The sequence below is a fragment of the Oceanisphaera marina genome (assembly GCF_014643915.1).
GTDB lineage: Bacteria > Pseudomonadota > Gammaproteobacteria > Enterobacterales > Aeromonadaceae > Oceanimonas > Oceanimonas marina.
In genome coordinates, this window is record NZ_BMKE01000011.1 from 13,101 (window position 1) to 32,867 (window position 19,767).

General features: G+C 55.5%; 20 protein-coding genes. 9 read left to right on the plus strand and 11 right to left on the minus strand.

Features of this window, described 5'->3' with window-relative positions:
• Window position 1: 1 nt before the first annotated feature.
• The 6 genes from IEW52_RS08050 to IEW52_RS08075 are packed head-to-tail and all read right to left on the minus strand — an operon-like array spanning window position 2 to window position 4,374.
• Complete coding sequence (locus IEW52_RS08050; protein ID WP_229667855.1) at window positions 2-694, minus strand: urease accessory protein UreF; 693 nt, start codon at window positions 692-694, stop codon at window positions 2-4.
• Window positions 666-1,136, minus strand: a complete 471-nt coding sequence (gene ureE, locus IEW52_RS08055) for an urease accessory protein UreE (protein ID WP_188629556.1) — start codon at window positions 1,134-1,136, stop codon at window positions 666-668. Before ureE ends, IEW52_RS08050 begins: the two co-directional genes overlap by 29 nt.
• Before the next feature lie 14 nt (window positions 1,137-1,150).
• Complete coding sequence (ureC, locus tag IEW52_RS08060; protein WP_188629557.1) at window positions 1,151-2,857, minus strand: urease subunit alpha; 1,707 nt, start codon at window positions 2,855-2,857, stop codon at window positions 1,151-1,153.
• On the minus strand, window positions 2,850-3,173 hold the full coding sequence (locus tag IEW52_RS08065; protein WP_188629558.1) for an urease subunit beta: 324 nt from the start codon (window positions 3,171-3,173) through the stop codon (window positions 2,850-2,852). The genes ureC and IEW52_RS08065 overlap by 8 nt, the downstream gene beginning before the upstream one ends.
• Window positions 3,174-3,188: 15 nt before the next feature.
• Window positions 3,189-3,491, minus strand: a complete 303-nt coding sequence (gene ureA / locus IEW52_RS08070) for an urease subunit gamma (RefSeq protein ID WP_188629559.1) — start codon at window positions 3,489-3,491, stop codon at window positions 3,189-3,191.
• A gap of 10 nt (window positions 3,492-3,501) precedes the next feature.
• The gene (locus IEW52_RS08075; protein WP_188629560.1) at window positions 3,502-4,374 is read right to left on the minus strand and encodes an urease accessory protein UreD; all 873 of its coding nucleotides are present in this window, start codon (window positions 4,372-4,374) and stop codon (window positions 3,502-3,504) included.
• A gap of 250 nt (window positions 4,375-4,624) precedes the next feature.
• Here IEW52_RS08075 and IEW52_RS08080 point away from each other — a divergent pair, with 250 nt between their 5' ends.
• The gene (locus IEW52_RS08080) at window positions 4,625-5,491 is read left to right on the plus strand and encodes an NAD(P)-dependent oxidoreductase (protein ID WP_188629561.1); all 867 of its coding nucleotides are present in this window, start codon (window positions 4,625-4,627) and stop codon (window positions 5,489-5,491) included.
• 45 nt (window positions 5,492-5,536) lie between these two features.
• Here the strand turns inward: IEW52_RS08080 and IEW52_RS08085 are convergent, their stop codons facing one another.
• The 4 genes from IEW52_RS08085 to hemC are packed head-to-tail and all read right to left on the minus strand — an operon-like array spanning window position 5,537 to window position 9,566.
• Window positions 5,537-6,712 (minus strand): heme biosynthesis HemY N-terminal domain-containing protein, encoded by a 1,176-nt coding sequence (locus IEW52_RS08085; RefSeq protein WP_188629562.1) that lies wholly within the window; start codon window positions 6,710-6,712, stop codon window positions 5,537-5,539.
• A gap of 10 nt (window positions 6,713-6,722) precedes the next feature.
• On the minus strand, window positions 6,723-7,898 hold the full coding sequence (locus IEW52_RS08090; protein ID WP_188629563.1) for a uroporphyrinogen-III C-methyltransferase: 1,176 nt from the start codon (window positions 7,896-7,898) through the stop codon (window positions 6,723-6,725).
• A complete protein-coding gene (locus tag IEW52_RS08095; protein WP_188629564.1) occupies window positions 7,882-8,640 on the minus strand; it encodes a uroporphyrinogen-III synthase in 759 nt (252 codons plus the stop codon). The genes IEW52_RS08090 and IEW52_RS08095 overlap by 17 nt, the downstream gene beginning before the upstream one ends.
• Window positions 8,637-9,566: a hydroxymethylbilane synthase gene (gene hemC / locus IEW52_RS08100; RefSeq protein ID WP_188629565.1), complete on the minus strand. Its 930-nt coding sequence runs from the start codon at window positions 9,564-9,566 to the stop codon at window positions 8,637-8,639. Before hemC ends, IEW52_RS08095 begins: the two co-directional genes overlap by 4 nt.
• Before the next feature lie 198 nt (window positions 9,567-9,764).
• Between hemC and IEW52_RS08105 the strand changes: the two genes are divergently transcribed.
• The gene (locus tag IEW52_RS08105; protein ID WP_188629566.1) at window positions 9,765-12,281 is read left to right on the plus strand and encodes a class I adenylate cyclase; all 2,517 of its coding nucleotides are present in this window, start codon (window positions 9,765-9,767) and stop codon (window positions 12,279-12,281) included.
• Here IEW52_RS08105 and cyaY read toward each other — a convergent pair.
• Window positions 12,278-12,589, minus strand: a complete 312-nt coding sequence (gene cyaY / locus IEW52_RS08110; RefSeq protein WP_188629567.1) for an iron donor protein CyaY — start codon at window positions 12,587-12,589, stop codon at window positions 12,278-12,280. The genes IEW52_RS08105 and cyaY overlap by 4 nt on opposite strands.
• 72 nt (window positions 12,590-12,661) lie before the next feature.
• Between cyaY and lptM the strand changes: the two genes are divergently transcribed.
• The 7 genes from lptM (at window position 12,662) to uvrD (ending at window position 19,757) form a co-directional block, all read left to right on the plus strand.
• Entirely contained in the window at window positions 12,662-12,784 is a 123-nt protein-coding gene (lptM, locus tag IEW52_RS15720; RefSeq protein ID WP_229667856.1) for an LPS translocon maturation chaperone LptM, read from the plus strand.
• An 11-nt stretch (window positions 12,785-12,795) separates the two neighbouring features.
• The gene (gene lysA, locus IEW52_RS08115; RefSeq protein ID WP_188629568.1) at window positions 12,796-14,052 is read left to right on the plus strand and encodes a diaminopimelate decarboxylase; all 1,257 of its coding nucleotides are present in this window, start codon (window positions 12,796-12,798) and stop codon (window positions 14,050-14,052) included.
• 9 nt (window positions 14,053-14,061) lie between these two features.
• The gene (dapF, locus tag IEW52_RS08120) at window positions 14,062-14,889 is read left to right on the plus strand and encodes a diaminopimelate epimerase (RefSeq protein WP_373286223.1); all 828 of its coding nucleotides are present in this window, start codon (window positions 14,062-14,064) and stop codon (window positions 14,887-14,889) included.
• Window positions 14,886-15,596 (plus strand): DUF484 family protein, encoded by a 711-nt coding sequence (locus IEW52_RS08125; protein WP_229667857.1) that lies wholly within the window; start codon window positions 14,886-14,888, stop codon window positions 15,594-15,596. Before dapF ends, IEW52_RS08125 begins: the two co-directional genes overlap by 4 nt.
• Window positions 15,583-16,491, plus strand: coding sequence for a tyrosine recombinase XerC (gene xerC / locus IEW52_RS08130; RefSeq protein WP_188629569.1), 909 nt, complete (start codon window positions 15,583-15,585; stop codon window positions 16,489-16,491). The genes IEW52_RS08125 and xerC overlap by 14 nt, the downstream gene beginning before the upstream one ends.
• A 117-nt stretch (window positions 16,492-16,608) precedes the next feature.
• Complete coding sequence (locus IEW52_RS08135; protein WP_188629570.1) at window positions 16,609-17,316, plus strand: HAD-IA family hydrolase; 708 nt, start codon at window positions 16,609-16,611, stop codon at window positions 17,314-17,316.
• A gap of 272 nt (window positions 17,317-17,588) precedes the next feature.
• Entirely contained in the window at window positions 17,589-19,757 is a 2,169-nt protein-coding gene (gene uvrD, locus IEW52_RS08140) for a DNA helicase II (RefSeq protein ID WP_188629571.1), read from the plus strand.
• The last annotated feature ends 10 nt before the right edge of the window (window positions 19,758-19,767 follow it).

Consider the following 19,767-nt stretch of genomic DNA (forward strand, 5'->3'; position numbering starts at 1 on the left):
ATTAACTCCGAAATAAACGTGAATATTGTGTTTCATGCAGGCAACTGGCCTGAACCTGACCAAGCAGGCTCAGCCCCAACTGCGAGTCATCCAGTTCGGCGGCTATGGCCAGCATCTCAACCAGCTGTGGCTTGAGTGCCAGCAGCAGCCGCTGGGCTGCCGTCTGCCCCAAAGGCAGGGTTTTACTGGCCACAGACAGCTGATTTTCAAGCCATCCCCATAACCAGCCCAGTGCCGCCCAGCGGGCAGATAGCCCCCAGTGTTCGGCGGCCAGACTGTAAACCGCCATAAAAGCCGGATTGGGTGGCAGGCTGGATACATCCAGATGCTGACCCTTTAACAACCGGATCAAGGCTACCGCCTGTTGTTCGTCCTCGAACAGCAATTCGTAGGTTTCACGGCTGGCTCTCAGGTAGTCGCTCCAGTAGAGCTGCTTTTCCTGATCGCCCTGCTCTCGAGCGGCGGACAGCCGTAACAATACAGGCAGATCCAGCCAGGCCATCCCTTGCAGTACCTGTTCCAGCCACTCTTTCAGATCGGCTTCGTCTTTTATCCAGCCCAGCTCGATAGCCGACTCCAGACCGCTGGAGTAGGAAAAGGCGCCGATGGGCAGCGCCGGACTGGACAGATGTAACAAGGCCAGCAGTTGTTCGGTCTGGCAAGGCTCAGTGGTCATGGTGGTGATCATGGTCATGGTCGTGACTGCTGCCGTGTCCGTGATAGGCTCCCGATTCAGGATGGAAGGGCGCCTGGCCCCGCTCCAATCTCAGACCCAGATGCTCGGCCAGGTGTTCCAGTACATGATCGGGAGGAAACCGCAGCCAGCAATCCCCCAGCTGCAAGGTGACATGGCGGTTGCCCAGATGATAGCAGGCACGGGCAAACTCGGGCCAGCTTGATGCGTAAGCGGTCACTGCCGGCTCATCCTGGGCGATAACCTCGAATACGCGACCATATTCGGTCTGCAACTTGTCGCCTTCGGCCAGTACCTGGCCGCGATCCAGAAACAGTCCCAGTTCCAGTCCTTGCTCGCTGGTGGCGCGAAAACGTCCCTTCTGACGTAAATCAAAAGGTAAAATCAGCCGATCTTCGGCCTGTTGTTCGCTTTGGCCCAGATTTTGGGTAATTCGTAACATCCATTGACTCCCGATCAGAACAACATGTACAGCTGAGCCAGGGGCAGCTTGTCCAGTGGCTCGCAGCTCAATAGTTCACCGTTGCAGCGCACTTCATAGGTTTGAGCATCCACTTCCAACTCTGGTGTCACGTTGTTGTGGATCATGTCTTCCTTGCGTATGGTGCGCGTGCCCTTGCAGGCGACCAGTCGGCGCTCCAATTTCAGCTTTTCGGCAACACCGTTGTCGATCGCCGCCTGACTGACAAAGGTCAGACAGGTTTGTGTCGCGCCGTTATGCAAGGCACCGTACATGGGTCTGTAATGCACAGGTTGCGGCGTGGGTATGGAACCATTGATATCGCCCATGGGGGCGTAAGCAATCAGGCCACCCTTGATGATCAAGGCGGGCTTGATGCCAAAGAAAGCCGGCTGCCACAATATCAGGTCTGCCAGCTTGCCTGCTTCTATCGAGCCTACCTCATGCGCAATACCATGAGCCAGGGCGGGGTTGATGGTGTACTTGGCCACATAACGCTTGGCGCGGAAATTGTCGCAACCCAAAGCTTCATCTTCAGGCAGCAGGCCGCGCTGGAGCTTCATCTTGTGGGCTGTCTGCCATGTGCGGCAGACCACTTCGCCCACCCGACCCATGGCCTGGCTGTCTGATGACATCATGGAAATGACGCCCAGATCGTGAAGAATATCTTCGGCGGCAATGGTTTCTTTACGGATACGCGAATCGGCAAAGGCAACATCTTCTGGAATATTGGGATCCAGGTGATGACAAACCATCAGCATATCCAGGTGTTCGTCTACGGTGTTAACCGTATAAGGCTTGGTCGGATTGGTTGACGATGGCAGCACGTTTGACATGCTGCACGCCTTGATAATATCCGGCGCATGACCGCCCCCGGCACCCTCGGTATGGTAGGTGTGGATCACCCGGTTTTTGAACGCCCCTATGGTATCTTCCACAAAGCCTGATTCATTGAGAGTATCGGAGTGAATAGCTACCTGAACATCGTACTCTTCTGCTACGGACAGACAAGTATCGATTGCCTGCGGCGTCGAGCCCCAGTCTTCATGCAGCTTGAGGCCTATTGCGCCGGCTTCGATCTGCTCGCGCAGGGGTTCAGGCTTGCTGGCGTTCCCCTTGCCCAGAAAACCGAAATTCATTGGCAGACCATCGGTCGCCTGCAGCATGCGAGCTATGTGCCAGGGGCTGGGAGTACAAGTGGTCGCCTTGCTGCCGGTAGCCGGGCCCGTACCGCCGCCAACCATGGTGGTGAGACCTGAACACAAGGCTTCGTCGACCTGCTGGGGCGCAATATAATGGATGTGGGTATCTACGCCACCCGCCGTTACTATCATGCCTTCAGCAGCAATGACTTCTGTGCTCGGGCCTATGTTGATCGTCACCCCGTCTTGAATATCCGGGTTACCCGCCTTGCCAATCGCCGCTATGCGGCCTTTATTAAGGCCGATATCGGCCTTGACGATGCCCCAGTGGTCCAGGATCAAGGCGTTGGTAATCACGGTATCAACCACCTGATCGCTACACAACTGGCTTTGGCCCATACCGTCACGGATAACTTTACCGCCGCCGAATTTCACTTCTTCGCCGTAGTTGGTGTAATCTTTTTCTACTTGAATCCACAGTTCGGTATCGCCCAGGCGTACCTGATCGCCAGTGGTGGGTCCAAACATGTCCGCATAGGCGGAACGACTGATTTTACTCATTATCTTCTCCCGGGAGCGGGCCCATTACGGCGCCGCTGAAGCCATAGATATGACGCCGGCCGCCCACGGCGACCAGTTGTACAGGACGCTCCTGGCCAGGCTCGAAACGAATAGCGGTGCCAGCTGCGATATCGAGTCGATATCCCATGGCCTGCTCGCGATCTACCTTTAAGGCCGAGTTGACCTCGGCAAAATGATAATGTGAACCTACCTGTATGGGTCTGTCACCAGTGTTTGCTACCGTCAGGGTGATACGCTTTCGGCCTTCGTTAAGGCTGATGTCACCTTCTGCCAGCCTGTATTCTCCCGGAATCATGAGATGGCTCCTGTCTTATTGAATGGGGTTATGCAACGTGACCAGCTTGGTACCGTCGGGAAAGGTTGCTTCCACCTGGACGTCTTTGATCAGCTCGGGCACCCCATCCATGACTTGTTCACGGCTCAGCCAGTTACGGCCAGCGCCCATCAGCTCAGCCACGGTGCGGCCTTCGCGAGCGCCTTCCATGATGGCTGCCGATAGATAAGCGACCGATTCGGGGTAGTTTAATTTGAGACCTTTTGCCAGGCGACGTTCTGCAAGCAGGCCGGCAGTAAACAACAACAGCTTGTCTTTTTCTCTTGGGCTGAGTTCCATCGTAGTCTCCTTAAGTCAGCCAGATCCGGGGAATACAGGCTGGGCGAGCCATCAGCTCGGGGCGAATAAGCCCCCAGGCTTGCCACATACCATCTCGGCAACGATTCATGTCATCACCAAGATAGCGCACCAGTAAAACGCCCAGGCGTTCTGTTACGGTAAAATCGGGGGCGGCTAGCCGGGAGCGCAGAGCATCAAGCAAGGCGCTGTTCCATTGTTCGCCTACGGCAAGCAGGGTGCCGAACACATTATTATTGTTCAGCCCAGCGCGGCTCGTGCGCAGCGCCGAGTTGCCTTCCAGCTGCAGCCGTTCGTTCAGTTGCAGACGGCCATCACGCCATACTCTAATATGTTGATCCAGGCGACCGCTATCGAAGACTTCACCGGCGGCGGGGCGACCAAGGCAGACCAGATCCCAGCCGATGAAACGCGCCGAGCCGGTGAGTTCAACCTGGGTGTCCAGTACGGCATTGGCGCCGCGATAAACAATGGTCTCCTGGGGCAGCCATTCACATTCGGCACCGTTTTCCACATGCAGTCGAACGGATTGACCCTGAACAACACCGTCGCTGTCGCGGCCATAGATTTTGCCTGCGGATGGGGTGGTCAACAGTGATTGGCTGCCGGAGGTTCCGAACGCGGAGATCGAGAGTTTGTCGCCAGAGACGATGCCACCAGGAGGATGCAGCAGATAAAGATGACAGACCCCACCTTCTGGATAAAAGGGGCGCTGGATCCGTAAAGGACCTTCAAATTCGAGGTTTTTAAGTCGTGTGTGTCCACTGCTATCGGCTTCCAGCTTCAGCTGCAGGCGGGCCAGCCAGGAGCGATCGGACCCGTAGCCGTATGTTTGCTCGGCTTGGCTATTGATCTGACTTTCCATTTGATTTCTGGTATTTATAAGATGTGCTGTGCGCAAGCTTAACATATGGTTTTTTGTGTTAATAGCGCCTGAATCCCCTTTTTTGGATTTTTTCGTATAAAATTGTCTTTTGTATGGCGATTTTGGACGTTTATTATTCTTTTTGTGTGTTTTAACATAGTGGACGCGACTTTTATATATAAAGTCGCCTTGGACTGTCTGCGGGTGTGAGTTATCAAGAATATTGGAAATATATAAACAGGGAGAAAACATGAAGCTGGGCTTTATCGGAATAGGACTCATGGGCAAGCCGATGACGCAGCGTTTGCTGCAAGCCGGTTTTGACGTCTCGGTCTGGAACCGCAGTGCGGACAAGCTGGTCGACGTGAAAGCCGCCGGCGCGACCGTGGCCGACAGCATCGGCGAGCTGGTCGAGCAGGTGGATGTAGTGCTCTTGTGCCTGGCCAATACCGCCGTGGTGGAAGATGTGGTATTCGGTGCCGGCGGCGTGGCCGAGTTTGGCCAGGCCGGTCAGTTGCTGGTGGACTTTTCCAGCTCGGACCCGCAAGCGACCCGGGAGTTTGCCGCCAAGTTAAAAGATGCCTGTGGCATGAATTGGGTCGACTCACCGGTATCCGGTGGGGTTGCCGGTGCCGAGGCAGGCAGCCTGGCCATCATGTGTGGTGGTGAAGCGGCGGATATTGAGCGTATTCGGCCCATGCTGGCGCCCTTGTCGCAGCGCGCTACCCACATGGGGCCTATTGGTGCCGGACAGGTGACCAAAGTCTGTAACCAGATGATAGTGGGCTGCAACCTGATGGTGCTGGCCGAGATGATGGCGCTGGCCAAGGCCTGTGGCGTGGAAGCCGATAAAATTCCCGAAGCACTGGCCGGTGGTTTTGCCGATTCCAAGCCGATGCAGATCACGGGGCCGTTAATGGCTGACGAGTCGGATCCTGACCCCAAGTGGCACGTGCGCACCCTGTTGAAAGACCTGGATATGGCGGTAGCACAAAGCCAGCGCCAGGGCAGTGCCACGCCCATGTCCGGCCTGGCGGCACAACTGATGCGCCAACATGGCAGCAAAGGCTACCTGGAGCGGGATCCCGCCACGCTGATCAAGTTGTATAAAGACTAAAAAAAGGAGCCGCAAGGCTCCTTTTTCGTAAGGGCAACAATAACCTCAGGAAGCCAGTGCCAGGCTGTGGCGATAGTAATCGTTGGCCTGATTCACATCTTTGCGTTGCTCGGCCAGACCGGCCAGCAGAATATAGTCACCGGCGCTGGGTTGCAGGGCGATGGCTTGCTGCAGGTGTTGTTCGGCCTGCTCTGGCTTGTTGTCCTTGAGGTATAGCTGACCCAGGGTGGAGTGCAGCTCGGCTGACGACTCTTTTTTCGCTTTCTTCTCCAGCAGGGTCAGCAGCGGGTGATAGTCGTTAAGCTGTAGTTGCGTCATGCAGGCCAGCAGTCGCGGATCGGATTTCTTGCTCAAACCATCCAGCAACAGCTGTTGTGCTTCCTGGTGGGCCTTAAGGGCAATCAGGCGATCGCATAATGGCACCAGAATCTCGGGCTGATACTTTTCTTTACGAGACAAACCCTGCCACAGAGTGATCAGGCCGGCGCTGCCATCGGTATTGGCGGCGCTGTCAAACCAGCCGGCATAGGCTTGCTGTTTCAGCGTTTCCTGTTCGTCAGCCTCGATCAGCTCCTGGCTTGCCAAGGCATCCAGGGTGGTCATCAGCTCCGGCCATTTACCGGTGGCAAGGTATACGTCTTTCTGTAACTTGAGCAGGGCGGGATGGCTGCCGTACTCTTGCTCCAGTTGCTGTACACCGGCCAGCGCGAGCTCAAACTGGCCCTGCTGATATTGCAGGCGGGTTTGTGTCAGGCCTACTGCCAGACCGGCACCCGGATTGTGCTCGTGGGCCAGGCGCAAATAATCATCGCGCTTGGCGTCGTGGCCCAGTGCCTGGGCTGCGGTGGCGGCATTCAGGTAGTTGAGCAATGCCAGATCGTTACCCTTGGTACCCTTTAACAGCATTTTTTCGGCGGCGGCATAGTCTTCGGCTACCAGAGCCTGCATGCCACTCTGGGTATAATTGAGGGCCTTGCGGCGGCGGCGGCCCACAAACCAGTTACGGGTTTTGTGTCCTATGCCAAAAATGCGGCCCAGCAACCATTCGATAAACAGCAGCAATGCGTAAAACAAGACGATGGCGACCAGAAATACCGTGGCCGTGGTTTCAATGGTGTAATCACCAGCGGCCAATAGCACGTAACCCTGCTGGCCCGTAATATCCGGGCCAATAATAAGGCCGGCGGCCAGGATGACGATGATAATCGCAAGACGGATCATAGACTTCCCCTTACTGGCCGGTTAGCAGACGTTGCAGTCTGTCATCCAGCAGTTGCTTTAAGCTCTCTTGAGCGGCGAATTGCTCGGGATAGTCCACCTTGATCTGCTGCCCGCTCAGTGTGTCGAGCTGCTCGAGCATAAACTGGCGCACGCTGTCATCGGCAAAGTAATCCTGCAGCCACTGTTTGGACTGGGCTAAAGAGCTGTCGTAAATTTCCTGCTGCTCGCGATACACTGCCAGCTGTGCCTGCAGCAGCTTGCCTTTCAGGTTCTCGCTTAAATACCAGTGCTGCTGGGGCGATAACAATGCCTCTACATTACCGTCGCGACGGCGTACCGTCACAAAGTTATCACTGAAGCTGGCCCAGCTTTTCTTCAGGTTGGATTTCCAGTCACTGACCGAGTCTGAAACGGTAAAGTCGGGTTCTTCGGCACGGGCCATGATGACGCCGTCCAATTGCAGTTTGTCGACCTGATCATTGATGCTGTTCAGCTTGATCACCAGACCTTCCCGGTCGACCTTCTGCACCGACTTGATGCTGGCAATGTCATCGGCCAGGGCGCTGCGTATTGGCGTCAGGCTGGGATCATTGAGGGCAGCCAGGCGTTCATCCGCATTGGCCAGCATCATGGCGGCAGCAACGGCATCCTGCTCCAGCCAGAGTTTACGACCGGCCATGCGAACCAGATATTCGGCTTCGGCCAGCATCCAGTCGTTGGGACGTTTGTTGTCCAGATCCAGTACTTTGCGCGAGACGCCTTCAATGTGTTCGTCAAGGCTATCCTGGCGGCTGGCGACATTGGCGAGTTGTTTATTCTGTTTTGATTCAGCTTTCTGCAGCGAGCTTTGCAATTGTTGCTCTTGCTGTTGCATTTTTTGCTGTAGCTGATCGAGTTGTTCCGCCTGAACCAGTGCCTGGTTATGACCGTGCCAGTAGAGAATGGCGGCCAGCACAATGGCGATGATAATGGCAACAATAGCCAGCACCTTACCCGAGGAAGACGTTTTTTCTGTCTTGTTTGCATCGGGCGGTGGCGTTTTGGCTTCAGACGGGGTGGCTTGTGGTTCCGGTGCCGTCGAATCGGCTGCTGCCGTGGCTGATGGCGTAGAGATGACCTCGGCTTTGGTGTTGTCGCCGGCAGTCGTATTCTGATGATCTTGATGGTTATCAGTCTTGTCTGTCATTCCGTTTCCTCTCATCCAGAGCGGCAATCAGGGCCTGATTGGATGCACCTTCTGCATTTATGATCTGAGTGAAGCCCAGCTCCTTGGCCTCAATTACCACACGGATGCTGGGAACAATCAATAAACGGCTTAGCAGCCAGTCCTTTGCGCGGTCGTCGGTCAGCTGAACAACATGACTCAGTAAACCGCCACTGGTGATGATAATACTGTCCACCCCGTGACTCTGCCAGCTTTTCACCAGTTTACCATTTGGGTCTTGACGATACTGGCGTTGGTATACCTCACAATAGTCGACACGCGCGCCTCTGTCGGTCAGGGTAGGCGCTATCATGTGGCGCCCGCCATTGCCGCGCAGAATTACCACGCGCCGCCCCGACAATTGCTCCAGCCCCGGCAGCGAAATAATGCCTTCCGAGCGAGGGTCACCGGGTACGGCAGCACCGGGTATCCCCACTTCTGCAAAGGCATTGCCGGTGGCTTCACCGACTGCAATATAGTGTGCCTCGGGCCAGGACAGATTGTGTTGGCGCAGGGCATTATCGGTAAAATTTACCGCATGTACGCTGACCGCTATCACATAATCCTGCGCCGATAGCTGACCCAGCAACTGAGGGAGTCGGCTTAATTCGGCTCCCTCAACGAAGCTTAGCAAAGGACTGTTCACCGGTTGGTGGCCAGCCGCGCGCAAAGCCTGGCTCAGGCTGCTGGCCTGGGGCTCGGGGCGAACCACCAGCGGTGTCATGACTGATACACCTCGGCCAATATTTTATCGGCACCGCGGGCAAGCAGGCGTTTTGCCATTTCGGCACCCATTTCCTGGCCTTGGCTGGCCGGGCCTGTCATCTCTTCATAGATAACCTGGCTGCCATCGGGGCGTCCGACCAGACCACGCAGCCACAGCTGATCGCCTTGCAGTTCGGCATAAGAGCCGATAGGTACCTGACAGCCACCCTGCAAGCCCCGGTTCATGGCGCGTTCGGCTTCCACTCTCAGTCGGGTGTCGTGATGATCTAGAGGTGCAAGCAGTTCGAGCAGCTCGGCATCATCCAGTCGGCACTCTATGCCCACGGCACCCTGGCCATTGGCTGGCAGACTGTCTTCCGGACTCATCAAGCCGGCAATGCGCGCGTCCAGCTCCAGACGCTTGAGTCCGGCGGCCGCCAGAATAATGGCATCATATTCGCCATCATCGAGTTTGCGCAGGCGGGTTTGTACGTTGCCGCGCAGTACTTTTACTTCCAGGTGCGGGTAGCGGGCACGGATCTGGCATTCGCGACGCAAGCTGGCTGTGCCCACCACGGCGCCGGCCGGTAATTGTTCCAGGTGAGTATAATTATTCGACACAAAGGCATCGCGCGGATCCTCTCGCTCGCAAATCACGGTCAGGCCCAGCCCCTCGGGAAATTCTACCGGCACATCTTTCATCGAGTGCACGGCAATATCGGCCCGGCCTTCCAGCATGGCTTGTTCCAGCTCTTTGATAAACAGGCCCTTGCCGCCGATTTTGGCGAGCGGAGTATCAAGCAGCACATCACCTTTGGTGGTCATCGGCACCAACTCTACTTCAATATGAGGGTGGAGTTGCTCTAGCTGCTCTTTAACATAATGGGCCTGCCACAGGGCCAGTAGACTCTTGCGGGTGGCGATACGTATGATGCGATTTGCCATTTGAATCTCTTCTTAAATATCCACTAATCGTTCGATATTATCATTCCTGTGCTGGCATTACAGGGGAGAAAAACGGTTAGGCGTTATCTTGCCGATGCGGTTATCGACATATATTGTTCATCCAGTAACGAATTGTTACCATGATCACACTTTTGACCCGCTTCTGGGTCTGTGTCGGTCCACCAAAGGCCCATACTCTTGCACGCTAATTTTCACCGGCTCGTAGAGCAATGTGATCAATTTAATCAGCAAAAACAAGCTCATGCATTGGCTGTCATGAGTCGTTATGGCCAGCAGGTATTCCAGTTACTGCCGGTATTGCTGCATTACAATCATCCCCTGCTACCGGGCTATGTGCCGGGAAATGTGCCTGTGGGCGTGTGCCACTTTCTGCCCAATGAACGCCAGCAGCAATTTATTGATGAGCTGTGCGAGGCCGCCAATGGCCACCAGGGGCTGGAGTCCGGTAAAAATGAAATCTTCGGCCTCTATTCCATGGGCAGCACCTCGTCCATCGGCCAGAGTAGAGAGTCGGATCTCGATATCTGGGTGTGTTATTCCCACCAGATAGCGCCGGAGCGAGTGGACTGGTTGCAGCAAAAGTGTCTGCTGATTTCCCAATGGGCAGAACAGCGCCAGGTTGAGCTGAATCTGTTTCTTATTCCCGACAACAAGTTTCGTACCGACAATCAGCAGATAGTAGAAGGCGAAAGCTGTGGCAGTGCCCAGCATCTGTTGTTGCTTGACGAGTTTTATCGCAGTCATCTGCGTATTGCCGGCAAACGTCTGGTGTGGATGTTTGCCCCGGGCAAACTGGGCCCGCGCTACGATCGTTTTGTGGCCGAACAATTTGCCAACGGCACCCTGAATCATGATGAATGGCTGGATTTGGGCGGATTTGCCCGCATTCCGGCAGAAGAATACTTTGGCTCAGCCTTGTGGCAGCTGTATAAAAGCATCGACTCGCCCTACAAGGCAGTGCTGAAGACCGTGCTGATGGAAGCCTATTCTCACGAGTATCCCGACACCAAGCTGCTTTGTCGCCATCTTAAAGGGCACTTTCAAAGTGCCGACCGGCTCGATGAACGCCAGGATCACTATATGCTGATGCTGGAAAAAGTGACCGGTTATCTTAAATCCATGGGTGATGAAAAACGGCTGGACCTAGTACGGCGCTGTTTTTATTTGAAGGTGTCGGAAGGGCTCGATTTTTCTCAAACCCGGCACGAATCCCACGCGGTACGCATTGAACAGATTAACCGGTTGATTGCAGCCTGGGGCTGGCCGGCAGACAAGGTAGCGCTGCTCAATAACCGAGACCACTGGAAGGTAGAGCAGGTTAAATCTGCCTATGGCGAGCTGTTGGAAGCCTTGATGCAGAGCTATCGCAATCTGATCCAGTTTGCCCGGCGCAATAACATCACTGAATCGATTAACCCGGAAGATATCGGCATCTTATCGCGCAAGCTCTATGCCGCCTTCGAAAATCTGCCCGGCAAGGTGCAGTTAATCAACCTGAAAATTGCGCCTGATCTGGCCGAGGCAAATATCAGTCTGGTGCAGGTACCAGAGCGGCGGCTGAATAAAGCAGGCTGGTACCTCTATAAACAGGGGCTGACACCTGCCGAGCTGATCGGCCGCAGTCCGCTGGAATACAGTGGTTATGTGGGCAAGTTGATTGCCTGGGCGCACTTCAACGGCTTGTTGAATTCGGATACCCAGCTGCAGTTGTTTAATCAGGACACCGACGTCAGCCTGCAACACCTGCAGGAGTTCTGTCGCGATCTGGCGCGAATCTTTCCGGTGCGCACTCCCTCACCCAGCAACCTGGCGCTAAGCCGCCCCTGTGAAGTTCGCCAGCTCGGTATTTTTCTGAATCTCGAGCAGGATCCCACCGCGCGCTGGCACAATAGGCCCATCGAATTTAACGCCAAAACCAGCGACCCCTTCAGTTTTGGCCAGCAGCTGGAAAATCTGGTGGGCTCGGTGGATGTCTTGTACCGCAACTCCTGGGATGAAATTCGCTCGTTGCATTTTTCCGGCCCCATGGCGGTCGTCGACGCACTCACCACCATTCTGGGCAAGATGCACCAAGGTGCCACGGCTCCCGAAAGCCTGCAGGTATTCTGCTACAGCCTGAACTTTCGCAGCCTGATCCGGACGCGTTTCGAACAGCTGATAAAAGAATGCATTGGTTTGCGTCTTTCGCGCGAGCAGGGCAGCACCGTCAAGACATTGCTGTTAGGCAGTGAAGAGCACAGCATCTTCTTTGAACGGCGGGGAGTGAGCGTACAAAAGCGGGATGCGGTCGCCGTGGGCCAGCTACCGGTGCGACAGCAGCCTACTCATAAGACCCTGCGCCTGGATCAGCAAGTGGGCAAGCCGGTACCCGATATTGTGGATGTGTATGCCAGTGAAGGCTTGATGCAGTTTTTCTTCGAGGACAGCGGCGAAGACTACAACCTGTATATTCTGGATGAGGCAAACCGGGTGGAAGTCTACCGCCAGGTCTCGGGCAGCAAAGATGAACTGGTGCAGAGCATTAACCGCTTTTACACCTCGAATCAGCAGGTTGCCGGGCAAAGTCACTTCGCCCATTTCAACCTGCCGCAGTATTACGAAATAGTGGCAGGGCAGGGGCAACAGCGAGTGTTGCCCTACAAGAGTACCAAGGAAGGTCGAGACGATGCTCGACCCTGCCTGAACGAAAGTTAGAGTACCAGCCTGGTCTCGCCCTGACGCTGTGCCTGCAGGCTGAGCCAGCTCAGTAGCTCATGGCCCTGACGATTATCGATCCATTTATCGTCCTTCAGGGCAAAGTGGTGGCCGTTTTCGCGGGTGGCCAACCAGATTTGATGGAGCGGCTCCTGGCGGTTGATGACGAATTTGACGTTGTTCTCAAAGGTCAGCGTCATCACGCCACCTATGGTCTCGCAGTCTATGTCAACGCCGCTGCTGTCGATGCTTTCTTCAATATGCTGGTAAATGGCATCTGCCAAGGAATGGAATTCACTGTCGTTCATCGCCTGCTTCCTATTGCTTTTGAGAGTGTGAGTGAGATTATAAGAGTCTGGAAACATATTCACAGTCAACCTATGAACATATTCAAGTTAACCGCATTGGTTGCTTTATGCCTGAGTTTGTTGGCGTGCGGTCTTAAAGGGCCGCTAACGCTCCCCGAGCCTGAGCAAAAGCAACCCCAAACTGAGCAGTCGTAAAGGAAAATACATTGGATTATTTTAATTATCAGGACGATGGCCGCCTTTACGGTGAAGCCTGCGATTTAAGTCGTCTGGCCGAACAACACGGCACCCCACTTTATGTTTACTCCCGCGCCACCCTGGAACGTCACTGGCACGCCTTTGACAAGGCGGCGGGTGATGTTAAACATCTTGTCTGCTACGCAGTCAAAGCCAACTCCAACCTGGCGGTACTGAACGTACTGGCTCGCCTGGGTTCGGGTTTCGATATCGTTTCCAAGGGGGAGCTGTGCCGCGTACTGGCCGCCGGTGGCGACGCGGGCAAGGTGGTATTTTCCGGTGTGGGCAAACGAGTGGATGAAATCGAGTTTGCGCTGGAGCAGAATATTTTCTGCTTTAACGTGGAGTCCATTGCCGAGCTGGCTCGCATCAACGAGGTGGCAGGCAAAATGGGCCGCAAGGCAGCCATTTCCATTCGGGTAAACCCGGATATTGATGCCGGTACTCACCCTTACATTTCTACCGGCTTGAAAGAAAACAAATTCGGTATCCCCATCGAGCAGGCCCAGGACGTTTATCACCAGGCTGCAAGCATGGAACACCTGGAAATCCATGGCTTGGATTGTCATATCGGCTCGCAGCTCACCGAAGTGGCACCGTTTCTGGAAGCCGTCGACAAATTATTGGTGCTGATTGATGCGCTGGCGGCCGATGGCATTCATATCCAGCATCTGGATGTGGGTGGCGGTTTAGGCGTGCGTTATGACGATGAAACACCACCCGAGCCCGGTGTGTATGTGGAGCAGCTGAAAGCTCGCCTGCAGGGCCGCGATTTGACGCTGGTGTTTGAACCCGGTCGTGCCATTGCCGCCAACGCCGGTGTGCTGTTGACGCGCGTCGAGCACCTGAAACCCGGTGAAGCCAAAAACTTTGCCATCGTTGATGCAGCCATGAACGACCTGATCCGCCCGGCCTTGTACAGCGCCTGGCAGGCCATTATTCCGGTCGACAAGACCCTGGAACGTCAGGCCGCCGTCTACGATATCGTTGGGCCTATTTGTGAAACCGGTGACTTTATCGGTAAAGATCGGGAGCTCTCGATTACCGAAGGGGATTTACTGGCGGTGCGCTCTGCCGGTGCTTACGGTTTTGTGATGGCATCCAACTACAACAGTCGCCCCCGGGCTGGCGAAGTGATGGTGGATGGCGAACAGGCGTTTGTTATTCGCGAGCGTGAACCATTGACCGATTTGTGGCGTGGCGAAAGTCTATTACCCGAATCCTGAGGGGGATCTGTGATCCAATTTTCCAAAATGCAGGGGCTCGGCAACGATTTTATGGTCGTTGATGGCGTCACCCAAAAGGTATTTTTCAATCCCGAGGTGATTCGGCAGCTGGCCGACCGTCATTTTGGTATTGGTTTCGACCAGCTGTTGCTGGTCGAGCCACCCTATGATCCGGATCTCGACTTTCACTATCGCATTTTCAATGCCGATGGCAGCGAAGTAGAGCAGTGTGGCAATGGCGCCCGCTGCTTTGCCCGCTTCGTGCGTTTGAAAGGGCTGACCCATAAAGACAGAATCAGCGTCAGCACCCAAAAAGGCAACATAGTCCTGCAGCTTGAAAAAGATAATCAGGTGACGGTCAATATGGGCGTGCCCGAGTTTGAGCCCGCCAAGATTCCCTTCAAGGCGCAGAAGGCAGAAAAAACCTACCTGGTGCCCTCGGCCCTGCAAACTGTGCTGTGTGGCGTGGTGTCGATGGGCAACCCGCACTGCGTGCTGGAAGTGGATGACATCAACACCGATTTGGTGGCCAAATTGGGGCCCGAGCTGGAAAATCACGAGCGTTTTCCGGCCCGGGTCAATGTGGGTTTCATGCAGATTATCAACGGTCGTGAAATTAAACTCAGGGTGCATGAACGCGGCGCGGGGGAAACCCTGGCCTGCGGTACCGGTGCCTGTGCGGCGGCCATCATGGGCATGAGCTGGGGCAAACTGACAGACAGAGTTCGGGTGCAGTTACCGGGTGGTGAGCTGCAGATTGCCTGGCAAGGTCCGGGCAAGCCGGTGTACATGACAGGTCCGGCAGAGCATGTATTTGATGGACAGATAAATCTATGACCGATAGCGTGACCGGCATGAACCCGTGTGTCAACACGGGTTTGGACGATAGCCAAATTGCCGAATATCTGCTGGCGCAGCCGCAGTTTTTTGAGCGTCAGCCTAGCCTGCTGGAACAGCTGCGGCTGCCTCATGAACAGCGCGGTAGCGTGTCTCTGGTCGAGGTGAAGCTCGATCGGCAGCGTCAGCGTATTTACGAGCTGGAAGATGAAATTACCGAACTGATGATGGTGGCCGGTGAAAACGAGCGTATTTTTCGCGTGTATATGGATCTGATGCCGCGGTTGTTTGAATGCACCAGTGTGCTGGAGCTGGAGTTGTGCATACGCAGCACCCTGCAACAGCAGTTACGGGTGCAGGCGGTGCAACTGGTACTGGATCCCAGAGCCTATCCAGACGCCACCAGTTCTGCCGGTGAGCAGCTGGAGCGATTGTATCGTGAACGCATGGCCAGCCAACTGGTGTACCTGGGGCGGCTGGGCAAAGAAGAAAAGCTGGGCTTGTTTCAAGACTCGCTGGTTAACTCCTGTGCCTTGATCCGTCTGGGTGCCAAGGGCGAGCTGGGCTTGCTGGCCTTTGGCAGTGCCGATGGCAGCCACTATGGCCCGGGTATGGATACCTTGCTTATTAACCAGTTGGCCGATGTGCTGGCGCTGTTATTACCCCGGCTGATGGCTGCGGAGCAAACCTGTCATGAGCGCGGCTGATCTGGCGGACGACATTAACGATTTTCTTGAATATCTGCGGGTAGAGCGTCAGCTGAGTGCGAATACCCGCAGCGGTTATGGTCGCAATCTTAATGCCATGGCCGAGCAGTTGAGCGAGTTATCGCTCGCCGGCTGGTCGGCGCTTACCATCAGTCATGTGCGTGGCCTGGCTACCCGTATGCACAAAAGCGGCTTGTCACCACGCTCCATTGCCACCAAGTTGAGTGCCTTGCGCAGTTTTTGTGACTGGCTGATTTTGCAAGGTCAGCTGCAGGCCAATCCGGCACGGGGCGTCAGTGCCCCCAAACAGGGGCGTCCGTTACCGAAAAACCTCGACGTTGACGAGCTGCACCAGCTGATGAACATCGACGAATCCGATCCGCTGGCGGTGAGAGATCGTGCCATTATGGAGCTGATGTATTCTTCAGGCCTGCGTCTGGCCGAACTGGTCGACTTGAACCTCGGCGATATCCAGTTTGATGAGCGTCAGGTGCGGGTGATTGGTAAAGGTAACAAAGAGCGCATTTTACCGGTGGGGCGCATGGCGCTCGAGTGGCTGAAAAAATGGCTGGTGGTCAGGCCCGCCGTGGCTGGCGGCGAAGACATCGCCTTGTTTGTCAGTCAACGGCAGCGGCGTATCAGTCATCGCAGCGTACAGTTGCGATTGGCACAGTGGGGTGGCAAGCAGGCCCTGTCGAGCCATATTCACCCCCACAAGCTACGGCATTCATTTGCCACCCATATGCTGGAGTCGAGTGGCGATTTGCGGGCGGTACAGGAGCTGTTGGGCCATGCGGATCTGGCCACCACCCAGATTTATACCCATCTGGATTTTCAGCACCTGGCCAAGGCCTACGATCAGGCCCACCCCAGGGCCAAACGCGACAAGAAATAGCGGTAAGCTTTCAGCCGTCAGCTAAAGACTAGCCCTGTGGAGCAGAATGTTTGTGGTATGGGCTTTAACTGACAGCTGATCGCTGACGGCTTTCCGCTTTCTTCATAAAGGAATTCCATGCGCTTTTATAAAAGATTGACGCCGGTGAAGGTCATTAGCTTCGACTTAGACGATACCCTGTACGATAACGTGCCGGTGATTGCGGCGGCGGAAGCCTGGCTGTTGCAGGCGTTAAAGCAGCACCATCCCGAGTCCACCTTGCTGGGGCCGGATAACCTGGCCGCCATCAAGCGCCAGATTTTACTGACCGAGCCTGAGCTGAGCCACGATGTCAGTGCCTGTCGATTACGGGTGTTAACCGAGGGCTTGCGCCAGCAAGGCATGATTGAGGCGTCTGCCGCCACCATGGCCGAAACGTTTTATCAGGGGTTTTTAACCGAGCGCGGTAAAATTCAGGTGCCTGAAACCAGTCACCGGGTATTGGCTGAGCTCGGCCAGCGTTATCAACTGGCGGTGATCACCAACGGTAATCTGCCGCTGGAGCACACCGAGCTGGCACCCTATTTTGATGTGGTACTCAGAGCCGGTATTGATGGCCGCATGAAGCCGGCACCCGATATGTTCAATACCCTGGCCGAACAAACCGGTGTGCAGCCGTGCGAGATTCTGCACATAGGCGATCATATCAAAACCGATGTGGCGGGGGCGGTGCACGCCGGTTGCCAGGCCATCTGGCTCAACGATCAGGGACGCAGCGCGGCGGCACTGCAGTGTTTGCCACATGTGGAGCTTGAGCGGTTGGAGCAAATGCTGGAGCTGTTATAATCCTCGCCATACTGTAATGTCGATCATTCAGGCGTTCTCGGGATAGAGAGCCGCCACACCAACACGCAACATTGAATGCCACCTTCGCCTGTTGCCTGCTGCGAACTTTCACAGGAAGTTCGGTCAGGCAACAAGCTTGGTACTCGCGAGCAAGCTCGCCCCTGTATGCTCGGCGATGGCATCCCTGCCATCGCCGGTTGGTTTAGGCCATCTTTCTATCCCTCCTAGCTGAATCGGCATTGCGCCAAACTATGAAATTTAAGGGAGCCAAGATGGATGTATCCAGCCTGCTTGACGGCATGAACGACAAGCAAAGGGAGGCCGTCGCCGCCCCGGCCCAGAACATGCTGGTGCTGGCCGGTGCCGGCAGTGGCAAGACCCGGGTGCTGGTGCATCGTATCGCCTGGCTGATGCAGGTTGAGCAGGTGCCGGCGTCGGCGATTCTGGCGGTAACCTTTACCAACAAGGCGTCGGCAGAAATGCGCGGCCGGGTAGAGCAGCTGCTGGGCGGGCGTTTGTTCGGCCTGTGGCTGGGCACCTTTCATGGCCTGGCTCATCGTTTGCTACGCGCCCATCACCTGGATGCCAGGCTGCCGCAGGACTTTCAGATTCTCGACTCCGACGACCAGAAACGTTTGCTGCGCCGTATTCTCAAAGGCATGAACCTGGATGAAAAACAGTGGCCGGTGCGCCAGGCCTCGGGTTTTATCAATGCCCGCAAAGATGAAGGTTTAAGGCCCAAAGACATTCAGATTCTGCACGATCCCGTGCAGCAAACCTATCAGCGTATTTATCAGGTCTATCAAGATACCTGCGACCGCGCCGGCCTGGTGGATTTTGCCGAGCTGTTGCTGCGCGCCCACGAACTGTGGTTGCAAAAGCCGCATATTCTGGCTCATTACCAGCAGCGGTTTCAGCATATTCTGGTGGATGAGTTTCAGGACACCAACAGCATTCAGTATGCCTGGTTGCACATGCTGGCCGGTCAGCAAGCGCGGGTGATGATTGTGGGTGACGACGATCAGTCCATTTATGGCTGGCGCGGAGCCAAAGTGGAAAACATTGCTCGTTTCCTGCAGGATTTTCCGGGCTCCGAAACCGTGCGGCTGGAGCAGAATTACCGTTCCACCGGCACCATTCTAAAAGCCGCCAACACCCTGATTGCCAATAATGCCGAGCGCATGGGCAAGCAGCTGTGGACCGAAGGCGTTGAAGGGGAACCCATCGCCCTGTACGGCGCTTTTAACGAAGTGGACGAAGCTCGCTTCGTGGTCGAGCGCATCAAGCAATGGCGTCAGCAAGACGGTTTACTCGCAGAAGCCGCCATTTTGTATCGCAATAATGCCCAGTCGCGGGTATTGGAAGAGGCGCTGATCCAGTCGCGGCTACCCTATCGTATATATGGTGGCTTGCGCTTTTTCGAGCGCCAGGAAATCAAGGATGCGCTGGGCTATTTGCGACTGATGAATAATCGTGGTGATGAAGCGGCCTTCGAGCGAATCGTCAATACCCCGACTCGCGGCATTGGCGAGCGGACTCTGGGTCTGGTGCGCGAAGCCGCCCGTGACCGTCAATTAACCTTGTGGCAATCAGCCTGGGCACTGGTTGAAGAAAAAGTACTGACGGGGCGTGCCGCTTCTGCGGTAAGCCGTTTTCTGGCCTTGATCAACCAGTTGGAAGACGAGACCCGGGAGTTGCCCCTGCATGTGCAGACCGACCGCGTGATTGAGTTGTCGGGTCTCAAGGCCATGTATCAGGCCGAGCGAGGCGAAAAAGCCCAGGCGCGGGTAGAAAACCTGGAAGAGCTGGTCAGCGCCACTCGTCAGTTTACGCCCTCCGAAGACGACGATATGTCGTTGCTGTCGGCGTTTTTGTCTCATGCCGCACTGGAAGCCGGCGAAAGTCAGGCCGATCAGTTTGATGATGCGGTGCAGCTGATGACGTTGCACTCGGCCAAGGGCCTGGAGTTTCCGCTGGTATTTATGGTGGGCGTAGAAGAGGGTATGTTCCCCAGCCAGCAGTCGGCAGAAGAAAGCCAGCGACTGGAAGAAGAGCGCCGTCTGGCCTACGTGGGCATCACCCGCGCCATGAGCAAGCTCTACATCAGCCATGCCGAAACGCGGCGGTTATATGGCAAGGAAATGTTCCATCGTCCCAGCCGTTTTATCAAAGAGCTGCCCGGCGACTGCCTGGAAGAAATACGACTGAAAGCCACGGTCAGCCGTGCTGTGCCCAACGGCCGTTTCAGTCAGGATCGGGTGCAGGATACCTTCAATGAAACCGGCTTTCGCCTGGGACAACGGGTACGGCACCCCAAGTTTGGTGAGGGCGTGGTATTGAATTTTGAAGGCGCCGATGCCCACAGCCGGGTGCAGGTAAACTTTGATGACGGCGGCAGTAAATGGCTGGTGACCGCCTACGCACGGCTGGAAGCCTTGTAAAAAAGCGTTA